Annotated in this window: 9 protein-coding genes; all 9 read left to right on the plus strand. The window is 59.4% G+C overall.

Features of this window, described 5'->3' with window-relative positions; all coding sequences use genetic code 11:
- Positions 1–21: 21 nt before the first annotated feature.
- The 9 genes from FJY67_09035 (at position 22) to FJY67_09075 (ending at position 11,754) form a co-directional block, all read left to right on the plus strand.
- Positions 22–324: a T9SS type A sorting domain-containing protein gene (locus FJY67_09035; GenBank protein ID MBM3329595.1), complete on the plus strand. Its 303-nt coding sequence runs from the start codon at positions 22–24 to the stop codon at positions 322–324.
- An 84-nt stretch (positions 325–408) separates the two neighbouring features.
- Positions 409–1,932 carry a hypothetical protein gene (locus FJY67_09040; protein ID MBM3329596.1) on the plus strand — a complete coding sequence of 508 codons (1,524 nt, stop codon included), beginning with the start codon at positions 409–411 and terminating at the stop codon, positions 1,930–1,932.
- Positions 1,933–2,149: 217 nt separating this feature from the next.
- Positions 2,150–4,084, plus strand: coding sequence for a DUF3536 domain-containing protein (locus FJY67_09045; GenBank protein ID MBM3329597.1), 1,935 nt, complete (start codon positions 2,150–2,152; stop codon positions 4,082–4,084).
- 168 nt (positions 4,085–4,252) lie between these two features.
- On the plus strand, positions 4,253–5,224 hold the full coding sequence (locus FJY67_09050) for a TAXI family TRAP transporter solute-binding subunit (GenBank protein MBM3329598.1): 972 nt from the start codon (positions 4,253–4,255) through the stop codon (positions 5,222–5,224).
- A 65-nt stretch (positions 5,225–5,289) separates the two neighbouring features.
- Complete coding sequence (locus FJY67_09055) at positions 5,290–7,320, plus strand: TRAP transporter permease (GenBank protein ID MBM3329599.1); 2,031 nt, start codon at positions 5,290–5,292, stop codon at positions 7,318–7,320.
- 30 nt (positions 7,321–7,350) lie between these two features.
- A complete protein-coding gene (locus FJY67_09060; GenBank protein ID MBM3329600.1) occupies positions 7,351–8,511 on the plus strand; it encodes a porin in 1,161 nt (386 codons plus the stop codon).
- A 388-nt stretch (positions 8,512–8,899) separates the two neighbouring features.
- Entirely contained in the window at positions 8,900–9,928 is a 1,029-nt protein-coding gene (locus FJY67_09065; GenBank protein MBM3329601.1) for a glycosyltransferase, read from the plus strand.
- A gap of 138 nt (positions 9,929–10,066) precedes the next feature.
- A complete protein-coding gene (locus FJY67_09070) occupies positions 10,067–10,828 on the plus strand; it encodes a hypothetical protein (GenBank protein ID MBM3329602.1) in 762 nt (253 codons plus the stop codon).
- A gap of 230 nt (positions 10,829–11,058) precedes the next feature.
- Positions 11,059–11,754, plus strand: coding sequence for a class I SAM-dependent methyltransferase (locus FJY67_09075; GenBank protein MBM3329603.1), 696 nt, complete (start codon positions 11,059–11,061; stop codon positions 11,752–11,754).
- The last annotated feature ends 100 nt before the right edge of the window (positions 11,755–11,854 follow it).

Genomic DNA, 11,854 nt, shown 5'->3' on the forward strand with positions numbered 1-11,854 from the left:
AGCCTAACCCCCGGAGGCGCGATGGCTGCGACCTACGTCACAGACGGGATCGGAATCCCGCCCTACGCAATGCACCTTGAGGCCTTCCCCAACCCGTTCAATTCCACCGCAATGGTCCGCTTCGAACTTCCGGTGGCAGGGGATGTCCGGGCATTTCTCTTCGATGTAAGTGGTCGTCAGGTCGCCCTGATCAACGGTCGCTCATACGCGGCAGGGATGCATCAGATTCCGGTGGACGGCTGTTTGCTGCCTTCGGGTCTCTACCATGTGCGACTCGAGTTCGGCGGTCGGATCGTTACCCGCAGCCTAGTTCTTATCCGCTGACTATTCGCCACAAGAATGGGGGGGCGCTCTCCGCGCGAGGGCGCCCCTACTGTGCTCTCAATCCTTTCATTCCCGAGGTCCCCAATGAGAATCACTTCCTATATATTCCTAGCAATGTGCCTGAGTGGCGTGCTGTGCATTCCGGTCGCCGCCCAGCTGAGTCCTCCCGCTATCGAATGGACTCTTGTATGGCCGGATTCAGCAGTGCGCGACGAAGCCTTTGTTCGGCAAATATTAGAAATCGATAATGGATATATTTTGGCCGGAACAGGCGGATATTGGCAGGATAGATTCGTTTCACGCACCTGGCTTGGATATCTAGATAATGAAGGCAATCTCGGTGCAGAACGGTATGTTAGGCTGATAGAGGATGGATTCCAAGGAAGAGGTGGTATCCATTTCACATTATCAGGCAATAGAAATCTAGCTGCATTGGGTAATGCGAATTCTCCCGAACATGAATATTCGGTGAATCTTCTGATTATTGGAGCAGATGAGATTATCGGGCGTCTTTGGTATTGGCTTGATGACTATGCGCTCTATATAAGCGATATCTGCAATGCGGAGGATGGATACGGCTTACTATTCGACGCCTTAGGGCATCCGCCCGAGTCTTTTCGTTCTGCTTTCCACGTTGTTCGCACCGACAGCGTTGGGGAAGTCCTCTGGACGCGGACCATTGCGCCCTTTGGCATCCACTGGTCTAAGCGCATTCTGCAGGTTACTTGGGAGGGATTTTTTGACGGCTTTCTATTAATGGGGAGAATGGTTAGAGATCACATTGAGGTATATCCAAGCGAATTAATTTTGGTGCGCTTGGATGCGGATGGGGAGGTACTATGGCTAAGAAGTCATTTTGGTCTTGATGAAAGAGAATTCTACCCAACCGACGTTGTTGCTGTTGAGCGCGACCAGATGTGGGCTATATTGGAAACACCTAATAGAGTGCCAGAGCTCGGTTCGCCGAAGGATTTGGTCATCCATTGGTTTGACGCTCAAGGGCGCATGGCGGGGGTGAGCGAGCGGATCCAAACCCCTTACTCGCGGGGAAGTTTCACATTCTCAAGGACAACTGACGACGGATTTGGGGTGCTTTATTGCAAAGGCGATACGATGCATCTCTACCGGCTGGACCGCGATGCAAATTTGCTCTATGACTCCCTTTACTCGACCGGTGGAGATATCCGCCGCAATCGCGGGATTATTTCCACTTCAGATGGCGGGTTCGCCATGTGGGGTGTCGGCCCATTCCCTGGTTATGGAGAGGGATTTCGCTCGTTCGTTATGAAACTTGCCCCCGAGGAATGGAACGCCGTCACCGACGACGGCGGGATCGGAATCCCGCCCTACGCGATGCACCTTTCCGCCTTCCCCAACCCCTTCAATGCAACGCTCCAACTCCACTACACCCTCCCTCGCCCCGGCTGGTGGGCATTGCGTCTATACGACTCCCGCGGCGACGAGGTGATGCTCCTAAAGGAGGGCTTCCTGCCCTTCGGCCCGCATCAACTTCACTTCGACGCCGGCGCCCTCCCCTCGGGGCAGTATATGCTCGCCCTTAACGGGGCTTCAGGCATCACTACGCGGCGGGTGGTGCTCATGAAATGACCACATCCGTCACCTTCCTTCACCCTTCCGTCACCTTTCCGTCACACCGTATCTCCCTACCATAGCATCAGATACGCCTTGAGTGTGACGAAGTGACGATTTTTCTGCTACACCCCTTCCCTTCTAACCCAAATTCGATTAGATTGGGTTCAACACCCGGACTCTTACCGCAATCCTCCCTTTGTCATCTAACATCCCCGTCCGCATCGGCGAAGCGTTGGGCGCTTCCGGCTCTCCTCGCAGATGCGTCGTCATTCATGGCCATTTCTACCAGCCGCCGCGCGAGAATCCGTGGCGGGGCGTCGTCGAACGTCAAGGCTCGGCGGCGCCTTACCACGACTGGAACGAGCGCATCACTGCCGAGTGCTACCTCCCGAACAGCACTTCGCGGATCCTCGACCGCGCCGGACGGATCGCCGAACTGGTCAATAACTATTCCCTGATTTCGTTCAACTTCGGCCCGACCCTCCTTAACTATCTTGAACGTGCCGCGCCGGACGTCTATGCAGCCATCCTCGAAGGCGACCGCCTCTCTTGCGAGCGGCTGAACGGGCATGGCAACGCTTTGGCTCAAGCCTACAACCACATCATCCTGCCGCTCGCCCCCAAGCGCGACAAGCGGACGCAGGTGCGGTGGGGGATCGCCGATTTCCGGCGCCGCTTCGGGCGCGATCCCGAAGGCCTTTGGCTCCCGGAGACTGCCGTTGACACCGCCACCCTCGAAGTCCTCGCCGCTGAAGGCATCCGGTTTACCATTCTGGCACCGCATCAGGCCGGTCGGGTGCGCAGCCCCGCGGCTCCCGAATGGCGGGACGCTTCCGAGAGGAAGATCGACACCCGACAAACCTACACGGTGATCCTGCCGTCCGGTAGAGAAATGGCGCTCGTCTTCTATCGTGGAGACCTTGCGCGCGCCGTCGCTTTCGAAGGCCTCCTGAAGGATGGGGCGGCATTCGCGAATGCCCTTCTATCCGGGTTCGACGACCGGACGGATCCGCAACTTGTGCACTTCGCCACCGATGGCGAATCCTACGGGCATCATCACAAGTTCGGCGATATGGCTCTGGCTTTTGCGCTGAAGTATATCGAGCGCGAGACCGACGCGGCGGTCGTCAACTACGGCTGGTATCTGGACCGCTATCCACTGCAAAGCGAGGTCGAAATCGTCGAACGCACGGCGTGGTCCTGTTCGCACGGGATCTCCCGCTGGCAGGAACATTGCGGCTGCGCGACAGGCGAACATCCGGGCTGGCATCAGCAGTGGCGGACGCCGCTCCGAACCGCACTCGACGGCTTGCGGGATCGCCTTGCCAATATCTATGAGGAAGAAGCCGGAGCGCTGCTCACCGATCCTTGGGCGGCACGGGATGACTACATCGCGCTGCTTAAAGATGGATCCCGGCTAAGTTGGGCATCGTTCCTTGAGCGTTGGCAGCGACGTTCGCTGACTGGTCACGAACTTGATGCACTTGAGCAACTACTTGAAATGCAGCATCAGGCGCTCCTGATGTTCACTTCGTGCGGCTGGTTCTTCGACGACATCGCCGGATTGGAAACGGTGCAAGACCTTCAATATGCCTGCCGGGCGCTCGAATTGGGACAGGAGCGTTTGCTTCGTCAAGGGTTTGGCGTTGAAGCCGTCCGTCTCGAAACCGACTTCCTCACAACACTATCTGGGGCTGCCGGTAACCGGAGCAACTGGCAGGGCGGCAAAGTTGTCTTCGACCGGATCGTCCGGCCCCGGGCGCTGTCGAAGTTGCTGCAGGAACTATGCGACCTCGATGAATCCGGATGGGAAGCGCTCTACCCCGCAGACTCGAGCCTTCCCCCCGACCCGATGAGCCACGCCCGGATCGCCTACGAACGTCTGACCGTCGCAATGGATAAGGCACTCAACCGACTGGCGCTGCTTTTGGGGGAATCGGTTCCCACCACAGAACACCTCGCCACCACGCTCCGCGCGGTCGGGCATTGCCGCGCGATCCCGCTTCCGGTGAACCTCTACCGCCTCGAAACCGCCGTCTGGCAGTTGGGTCAGCGGCACCTGCCGGAGCAACGTGCCTACGCCGGGAGCGGCGACCCGGCATCCCGCGAGTGGTGCTGCCTCTATGAAGCGCTCGCCGGGTCGTTACAGATCGTGGTGGTGCAGTAACGGCAGGTTATGTCCGGCGAAAGGCTTGTATCTCCCGGAACGATGAGGTAATTTAGATGATGAAGTAGATGATATGCGTAGCGCCGCCATCTTGGCGGCATATTGCCAGCAGGATGCTGGCGCTATGTATATCATCATCATCATCATCATCTTATGACGCTTGACGCTATGCAAATGCGCCTCCGGCGGTTGTTCCCGCTCGGCTGGTTATCGGCCAGCCTTCTCTTATCCTGTTCTTCCGGCTCCCGGACGGAGTTCGTCACCATCGGCACGGGCGGGATGACGGGCGTCTATTATCCGGTCGGCGGCGCGATTGCCAAACTGCTGAACGATCGTGTCGATCAGTTCGGCCTCAAGGCGACGGTCCAGTCCACCGGCGGATCGGTCTTCAACATCAACGCCCTCATGTCGGGCGACCTCGAGTTTGGCATCGCCCAGTCCGATCTCCAGTATCAGGCAGTAAAGGGCACCGGCGAATGGGATGGCAAGCCGCATACGGGTCTGCGCAGCCTGTTCAGTTTGCACAGCGAGATCGTTACGTTGATCGCCTCCGATCCATCGGGCATTTGGAAGCCGGTCGATATGAAAGGCAAGCGGGTTGCCATCGGACCGCCCGGATCGGGGATGCGCCGCAACGCCATCGACGCCCTCGCGATTGCCGGGCTCTCCCTGTCCGACATCAAAGCCGAAGACCTCCAGCCGGTCGAGTGCGCCGGGATGCTGCAGGATGGCCGGATCGACGCCTACTTCTACACCGTCGGGCATCCCAATGGCTCGATCAAGGAAGCCGTAGCCGGGACGACGCCGGTGCACTTCGTCCCCTTCGACGACGTCGGAACGCTCTATCAGGACAAGCCTTATTACACCCCTGCCGTGATCGACATCGCCCCCTATCCCGGGGTTACCAATAAGGAGCCGGTGCCCAGTTTCGGGGTCAAAGCGACGATGGTCACCTCGGCGAAGGTTACGGATAACGCCGCCACCGGGCTGGTGAAGGTCGTATTCGACAACTTCGAAGACTTCCGGGCGCTGCATCCTGCGCTCGGAGGACTTGAGATGAACCGTATGCTCGAGGGGCTGACGGCTCAGCTTCACCCGGCGGCAGAGAAGTTCTATCGCGAGCGCGGGCTGCTGCAATAGGTCCGCCTCCCGACAGCGACCGGACACCAGCAGCAGAGATCGAGTCGCCTACCGGTCATGAAGATATGCTGCGGCGAGCCGAGCAAGCCGTTGCCGACGAGGTCTCGGGGCCGCGCCATTTTTCCGGCTGGCAACTCTACCTTGTTCTGGCGATAGCCACCTCGTGGTCGCTCTTTCAACTCGCCACCGGCAAGGTCCTGGTGCTCAATTCGTCGGTCGTCCGTTCGGTGCATCTCGCCTTCGCGCTCGCACTCGCCTTTGTCTCATTCCCGCTGATTCGTCGTCCCTCTTCGGCCGGATTCCTCACCCGGCTGGCTCCGCGCGACCGGTTCCATCCGCTCGATTTAATTCTCGCGGCCGTAGCCGCCTTTGCTGCGCTCTACGTGGTGCTCGACTACGACGGCTTGGCGGCGCGCATCGGGCATCCGTTACCGCGCGACCGTGTCGTCGGCATTGCGCTGATGCTGCTGCTGCTCGAAGGCGGACGCCGGGTGCTCGGGCTTCCTCTTCCGACCATTGCGACGGTGATGTCGTCGCTCGCCTTTCTGGGGCCTTATCTGCCATCCGCGATCGCCTTTCGGGGGGTTTCGCTCGACCGCTTCCTCGGTCAGATAACACTCTCCAATGAGGGTATTTTCGGCATCCCGCTCGGGGTTTCGGCGAACATCGTCTTCCTTTTCGTCCTCTTCGGAGCGATGCTCGAACGGGCCGGCGGCGGGGCCTGGTTCATCCAACTGGCGACCTCGCTCCTGGGCGCCTTTCGGGGCGGTCCGGCCAAGGCTTGCGTAGTGGCGTCGGGGCTGGTCGGTATGGTGTCAGGCTCGTCAGTCGCCAATGCCGTCACTGCCGGGACGCTGACCATCCCGCTGATGAAGTCGATCGGCTATCCGCCGCGCAAAGCGGGAGCCATCGAGACCGCCTCCTCAGTCTGGGGTCAGTTGATGCCTCCGATCATGGGCGCGGCGGCGTTTATCATGGCCGAATACCTGAACGTTCCTTATCTGACTGTCGTCAAGTCGGCTATTATCCCGGCGATCCTCGTCTATGCTGCGATGTTTTTCATCGTTCACGTGGAGGCCTGCAAGTTAGGGCTGAAAGGCATCCCTCGCATTGAACTGCCGAAGTTCTTCCCGACGCTGACCAGTGGTTTGCATTACCTGATTCCCATCGGGGTGCTGGTCTATAAACTGGTCGTCCTACGGCATACGCCCGAGTCGTCGGCATTCCTCGCCATAAGCACACTTGCCGTCCTGATCGTCGTTCAGGAGTTGCTTCGTGCAGTTCGGAAGGGCGCCGGCCGGAATGCCGCGCTCCGCAATGGAATCGCACTAATCGGCTCGAGTTTGGCCGGGGGCGCCCGGAATATGACCGGCGTCGCCATCGCGACGGCTTCCGCCGGGATCATCATTGGCGTGATGACGATGGGGCCGGGCGGGATGGTGAATGAGGCGGTCGAGCGACTATCAGGCGGCAGCATCATGCTGCTGCTGCTCATCACAATGCTCGCCAGTCTGGTGCTCGGTATGGGACTCCCGACGACGGCCAACTATATTGTAATGGCCAGTCTGACCGCGCCGATCATTGTCAGCGTCGGCTCGAACCTCGGCCTTGAGGTGCCGCTTATAGCAGCGCACATGTTCGTATTCTATTTTGGCATCTGCGCCGACATCACGCCGCCAGTGGCGCTGGCTGCCTTTGCATCGGCCGGGATCGCCCGCTCAGATCCTTTGAAGACCGGCTTTCAGGCGTTCTGGTATGCCTTGCCGACTTTCGTCCTGCCATTTATGTTCATCTTCAACCACGACCTCTTGCTGGTGGGGGTCGATCACTGGTGGGAAGCAGTCGTAGTAGCCGGAACCGGAATGATAGCGGCAATCTCACTTGCCTCAATTTTACAGGGTTGGCTGCTGACCCGCCTGAAGTGGTATGAAGGGGCGATGCTTGCAATTTCCGTAGTTCTCCTCTACCGGCCTTATCTCACCAGCAATGTGCTCGGGCTTGGATCGAAGTGGGGGGCTTATGGTATCGCGATTCTGCTCTGGGGAGGGGTCTGGTTCATGCAGAGGGTGCGCAGAACGGGTCCAAAGGCGACCTGAAGCGCAGGTAAACGAATCCAAGGGAAAAAAATGCGACAACTGTTGACCATCATCGGGCTGCTACTGATGGCCGCGACTGCAATGGCGGAAATCACCATCGACTGGTGGGGATTGGCCGCGTTTCGGGTGCGTTCGGAGGAGACCCGCGAATACACCACTATCGCCTTCCCCGGTGCGCCGGGGGAACTGCTGAAGACGATACAGGACGGCACCACCCGCACCGGCTACCAGTTGGGGCTTCGCCTTGGAGTGCGCGAAGACCTCGCCATCGGCCTCACCTTTCGCAGCGGACTTTATGGTCGGGCGCAAGTAATGCTGCAGGACATTACCAGCCGGGAGGGTCTCCTTCCTGCGATTCAAGAAGCCTACATCGACTGGAACGTTGAATTTGCGCGGGTTCAAATGGGGCGCATTCCGCAAGCCGGGACAGCGCTCTGGGACCTCTATGCTGCGACCGCTCAGACCGACTTCCGGATGGACGATCCGCGCGACGGCGTCTTCAACGACCGGATGGCGGCGCTGAACGGCGTCCGGCTTGGGGTACCAGTCGGGGCCTTCGATATCCGCGGAGTCTATCATACCGACTATACCACCGGTTTTCAGCGCACTGAGCAAGGCGCTACCGTGCGCACTGTTCGCAGCCCGGACCAGTATATTTTCCTGTTCGGCTTCGATTGGGATGGCAGCCGGATGCCGTTGCCGGGAACATTCTCGGCTGTTACCCGGGATCTGAAGATCAGTTTTGACTACGGTTTTCCGAGTCGGGCTGCAGTGGGCAGCGACCTCAACTCGCGAAGCGCACCGGAACGGGAATGGCCCGACTTCGTTTATGCCGATGAGTCGCTCTGGGGAGCATCGGTGCGCAAGAGCGTCGCCATGGTGACTGTAGCAGCCGGCTATGCCCATACCCGGCGGGACAGCGTCTATGAAGCCGACTTCAAGGATTTGACCCTGACCGCCGACATCTACGGCGTCAAGCCGACGGTGCGTTACCAGGAGGGTTTGCAGACCCACGAAGCGGGAATTTATAGAGGTAACGAAGTGAAGCGGACGGCGTGGCATTTCCTTGCCGCCTACGATTTCAAGGGCGTCGAGATCCAGCCCCGGATGATTCTCTTCCGCACCGACATCGCCGGCTTCCGCGAGCGGATACAGACCCGGGTTGAGTTAACGACCTCGGTGAGGTTTTAGTATCAAATGGAAGATTTTTCGTAGCAGGAGTGTCGTTCCCGCATAAGAGTCGGTCTGAGATTTGACAACCTTGTGCCGTCGGGTGAGGACACCCGACGGCATGCGATTGTAAATAAAATACAACTGGTGTCAGGTGAGGACACCTGACACCACCGATTGACAGGTGGGGACACCTGACACCACCGATTGTCAGGTGGGGACACCTGACACCACCGATTGACAGGTGGGGACACCTGACACCACCGATTCACATTCTCGGACAGACTCGTGAGCGGGAATCCAGCCAAGTCAATCAGATTTGGATGCCCGCCTGCAAGGGCCGAACGGTCCCAGTGCAAATTGACAGTCCCTCCTTTTACCAGTTGCCCTTTCAGGCATAAGAATTGCTTTGATTAGCGCCATTATCCCGCACGCGGGCGGCCGGGAGATGCTCGCCGAGTGCCTCGAAGCGCTCTTTCAAACGCAAGATGTCGCCGTCGAAGCGGTGATCGTTGTCAACGGCTCGAGTGAGACCGCCGCCGATTGGGGTGCAGAAGATCGTTCGGACGTGCAAATTTTGCGCTACGAGCGCAAAATTGGGTTCGCGGCGGCCTGTAACCAGGGGGTGGAAGCCGCTCGCGGCGACCTGATCTTCCTGCTCAATAACGACGCTGTCGTCGCACCGACCGCGCTGCGGATCCTGCAGGATTCCCTCGAGGCCGACGACCGCCTCGCCGCGACGGTCCCCAAGTTGCTCTATTACTTCGATCCGACCCGGTTCGACTACGCCTCCGCTGCTGGAGGCTTGATAGACCGCTACGGATTCCCCTTTGCACGAGGTCGGATTTTCGATCATATAGAGAGTGACGGGGGGCAGTATGATGCCCCTGCCGAGGTCTTCTGGGGCGCCGGAGCCGCGCTAATGGTCCGGAAATCGCTATGGATGCAGTCCGGCGGGCTTGAAGAGCGCTTCTTTGCCCATATGGAGGAGATCGACCTCCTCTGGCGGCTGCAGTTGATGGGCTATTCGGTCAGGGCGATTCCCGAATCCATCGTCCGGCATCGGGGCGCAGTTACCATCCGGAGCGGGTCGTTCCAGAAGGCTTTTCTCAATCACCGCAACAGTCTCTGGATGCTGGTGCGGAACTACCGTCCGGCGACTTTATGGCGCTATTTTCCCGGACGTATAGCGCTCGACGCGGCGTTTGGTCTCTATAGCCTGGCGCGATTCGACTTCAAGTCCGTATGGGCGGTCTTACGGGCTTGGGCGGCACTATTCCTTTCGGTTCGTTTCATTGTGAATGGACGGAGGCGCGTTAGGGAGTTGCGCCGGGTAGATGATTCGGTTATCTTAGAAAGAATGTTCCCGCGCTCCATTGCGTGGCAGTTCTTTGTGAAGGGGCGTCGGAGGGCGAACGAACTGCCTTCCGACGATTAGCCGGATCCGCCGACAGAATAGGTTGGCTGGATCTTGGGGGGGATGAGGAGTTCTTGATTGTTCGCTTGCAGAGTCTGGTTCCGGCGTGTCGGTTCGGGACGCGCGGAGCCCTTTTTAGCAACCTTAGGAGGCAACCCAATGGTCAGAACGGTAGGGGCGCTATGCCTGGCCGCACTCATCGCACTGCTGCCGGCCGTCGCGCCGGCGGCGCATCCGCATAAATACGGCGTGGAGTTCCAAGTGGGCGGAGGCTGGCACGCCATGGGCGATGTGAACGACTTCGTCCCCTCTCCCCAGTTCAGCAACATCGAACCGGACAAGATCGGCATCGGCGCACTTGCCGGCGTTGGCATCCTCTACCGGGGGATGGACGATTTCGGCTGGCAGTTCGGCTACAACCGGCTCTTTATGGTCTCGAAGTACCGCATCAGCGCCTACCTCTCACCGGTCGAGAGTTGGGCCGAGCAGACGGTCTCCGGCGGCGAAATCTACGCCCAGGCGACCTGGTTCATGCCTACCGACTTCGGTGAGTTCTCGTTCGGTGTCGGGCCGGCTTTCTATTCGGCGACCCTGGACCGCACCATCGACATCGTTCAGGACGGACAGACCCACTTGACCGCCGGGACTTTCGCCAATGCCGAAGGCAAGGGCTTTGGGCTGGCTGGTTCGCTCGGTATCGAAATTCCCCTGAAGGATATGATGGGGCTTGGCATCATCTTCGGCGGGCGCCTTGCCACGGTGGAGAAACTGATCTACACCGACGCAAGCGATACGGAGCGGACGGTCTTCGTCGGCAGCAGCAACCAGACGTTGGCGGTCGATTACAGCGGCGCCTTCATGAAGATCACCCTTCGCTCCTACTTCAAGCCGGGCAGCGGCTGGCGGCAGCCGAAGAACTGAAACCGGCTGCGGAGGGTGCAGCGGGCTGTGCGCTCTGTGAGCCCGGAACCGCTTTCACCCCCTATCTGGAACTGACCGACCGCCTCGCCGGCCGGGAGGCTCCGACATATCGCCTCGTCCGTTGCGAAGGTTGCGGGCTCGTCTATCTATGCCCGCGACCGCTTGGCGCAGATAGCAGCGCTTATCATCGAGAGGAAGGGTATGATCCCTTCCTCTCGCTCGTCCGGCCTATGGGACTCTTCGACCGCGCCTACGGCCTGGCGCGCGGCTGGACGACGCGATGGAAGAAGCGACTTGTGGGGCGCCTGATTCAGCCCGGCAGACGGATCCTCGACGTCGGCTGCGGGACGGGTGAGTTTCTTGCCGCGCTGTCGGGAGACTACGAAGTTTTCGGCCTCGAGCCCGATCCCGACGCCGCCCGGTGGGCTCGGGCGCAGTATCACCTCGATGTTCGCGCCGGTCACCTCGAACCTGAAGTCTATCCTCCTGACTGCTTTGACCTGATCACCTTCTGGCACGCGCTGGAGCACATACCGGATCCGCTGGGAGCGCTTGCCCTGGCGCGCCAACTCCTGAAAGAAACCGGCTATCTGCTCATAGCGGTCCCCAACTGCTCGGCGCTTGATGCCCGCCTCTATGGGCGGCATTGGGTCGCCTACGACGCTCCCCGCCATCTCTGGCACTTCACTCCCGACACGCTGCCTGCCTTGGCTGCACGAGCCAGTTTTCATCTCCTCCGCTCCCGGATGCTCCCGCTCGACCTCTTTTACAACGCCCTCTGGAGTGAACGTATCAGTATTGCCGAAAAGGGCTTTGCCGCGCTGCCCGGGGCCGTGCTGCGACTTCCCCTGGGCGTGCCGGCTGCGTTCCTGCACGGGCTCGTCACCGGCCGCTATTCGGGAATGCTCTACCTTTTTGGAATGTAGAATTAAGTGCTTATCCGTAAATAATTGACTTTTCGTCAATCGTTCCTTATATTGTTTCCCAAGGTGTTCAAACGGGGGTCTTATGCCTCGCATCGAATCT

It is taken from the genome of Calditrichota bacterium (assembly GCA_016867835.1).
Lineage (GTDB): Bacteria > Electryoneota > AABM5-125-24 > Hatepunaeales > Hatepunaeaceae > VGIQ01.

Coding starts and splice junctions, on each gene's coding strand:
- FJY67_09035 (MBM3329595.1), top strand. CDS start 22: ATGGCTGCGACCTACGTCACAGACGGGATCGGAATCCCGCCCTACGCA.
- FJY67_09040 (MBM3329596.1), top strand. CDS start 409: ATGAGAATCACTTCCTATATATTCCTAGCAATGTGCCTGAGTGGCGTG.
- FJY67_09050 (MBM3329598.1), top strand. CDS start 4,253: ATGCAAATGCGCCTCCGGCGGTTGTTCCCGCTCGGCTGGTTATCGGCC.
- FJY67_09055 (MBM3329599.1), top strand. CDS start 5,290: ATGCTGCGGCGAGCCGAGCAAGCCGTTGCCGACGAGGTCTCGGGGCCG.
- FJY67_09060 (MBM3329600.1), top strand. CDS start 7,351: ATGCGACAACTGTTGACCATCATCGGGCTGCTACTGATGGCCGCGACT.
- FJY67_09070 (MBM3329602.1), top strand. CDS start 10,067: ATGGTCAGAACGGTAGGGGCGCTATGCCTGGCCGCACTCATCGCACTG.
- FJY67_09075 (MBM3329603.1), top strand. CDS start 11,059: ATGGGACTCTTCGACCGCGCCTACGGCCTGGCGCGCGGCTGGACGACG.